A 1,490-nucleotide genomic window follows, 5' to 3' on the forward strand; every position below is an offset into this window, starting at 1 on the left:
AGGTCCAGAGGTGGTCGTCGAGCACGCTCATGCGCTCCTGGCCGCCGACCTGGACGACGACCTTCTGGCCGCGCGACAGGGCGCGGTCGAGGATTGTCGGCAGGACCTGCTCCAGCGGGCGGGACTGCAGATGGAAGAACAGGATCTCGGCCATCGAAGCCTTATATCCTAACGGGTTGCCGGCATTTCCGCAGAAAGCGAATCAGCCTTCGTAGTGATCCGCGACCAGCCTATCGAGCAGGCGCACGCCCCAGCCCGGTCCCCAGGAGCGGTTGATCTCGGAATTCGCGGCGGCCATTCCGGTTCCCGCGATGTCGAGATGCGCCCAGGGCGTGTCGTTGACATGGCGCTGCAGGAACTGCGCCGCTGTGATCGAGCCGCCATAACGCCCGGCCGAGTTCTTCATGTCGGCGAACTTGGAATCGATCATCTTATCGTAGGCCTTGCCGAGCGGCATGCGCCAGACCGTCTCGCCGGTGGCGATGCCGGCCGCCGTCAGGCGCTCGGAGAGCTCGTCATTGTTGCTGAACAGGCCGGCATTCTCCTGCGCCAGCGCGACGAGGATCGCGCCGGTCAGCGTCGCCAGATTGATCATGAAACGCGGCGAGAACCGCTCCTGCGTGTACCAGAGCACATCCGCCAGGACGAGCCGGCCTTCGGCGTCGGTGTTGATGATCTCGATGGTCTGGCCGGAGAGCGACGTCACGATATCGCCGGGGCGCTGGGCATTGCCGTCGGGCATGTTCTCGACGAGGCCGATCACGCCGACGGCGTTGACCCTGGCCTTGCGGCCGGCCAGCGCCTGCATCAGCCCGACGACGCAGGCCGCGCCCGCCATGTCGCCCTTCATGTCCTCCATGCCGGCGCCGGGCTTCAGCGAGATGCCGCCGGTATCGAAGGTCACGCCCTTGCCGACGAAGGCGACGGGCTTCTCGTCCTTCTTCGCGCCGTTCCAGCGCATGATGGCGACGCGGCTCTCGCGGCGCGAGCCCTGGCCGACGCCGAGCAGCGCGCGCATGCCGATCTTCTTCAGCGCCTTCTCGTCGAGGATCTCGATCTCGACGCCGAGCTTCTCCAGCTTGGCGGCACGATCGGCGAATTCCTCGGGATAGAGGACATTGGGCGGCTCGTTGACGAGGTCGCGCGCCTGAATGACGCCGGCGGCGATGGCATCGGCGGTCTTCACGGCCTTCTTCAGCGCCGACGGATCGGCCGTGCGCAGCGTCACCGCCAGCGCCCCGGCCTCGTCCTTGTCCTTGTCCTTGCTCTTGGTCTTGTAGCGGTCGAAGGCATAGGCACGCAGCCTCAGCCCGAGCGCGATATCGGCGGCCTGCTTCGGCTCGATCCGGCCGTCGGGCAACGCGAGAATGAGCTCGGCGCTGCGGCCGGTGCCGAGCCGACCGGCGATGGCCCCGCCCAGCTTGACGAAATCGAGCTTGGCGCGCTCGTCCTCGGGCCCGACGCCGACGACGATCAGGCGCTCGTAGGAC

Annotated in this window: 2 protein-coding genes; both read right to left on the bottom strand. The window is 67.1% G+C overall.

What is annotated here, in order from left to right; all coding sequences use genetic code 11:
• The coding region (locus JHD80_RS27040) for a DNA polymerase III subunit chi (protein WP_199093654.1) at nt 1-154 on the bottom strand (154 nt) is incomplete at its 3' end.
• Nucleotides 155-202: 48 nt separating this feature from the next.
• A partial coding sequence (locus JHD80_RS27045; RefSeq protein WP_199093656.1) for a leucyl aminopeptidase occupies nt 203-1,490 on the bottom strand: 1,288 nt, incomplete at its 5' end.

It is taken from the genome of Allobosea sp. ASV33 (assembly GCF_016428755.1).
GTDB lineage: Bacteria > Pseudomonadota > Alphaproteobacteria > Rhizobiales > Beijerinckiaceae > Allobosea.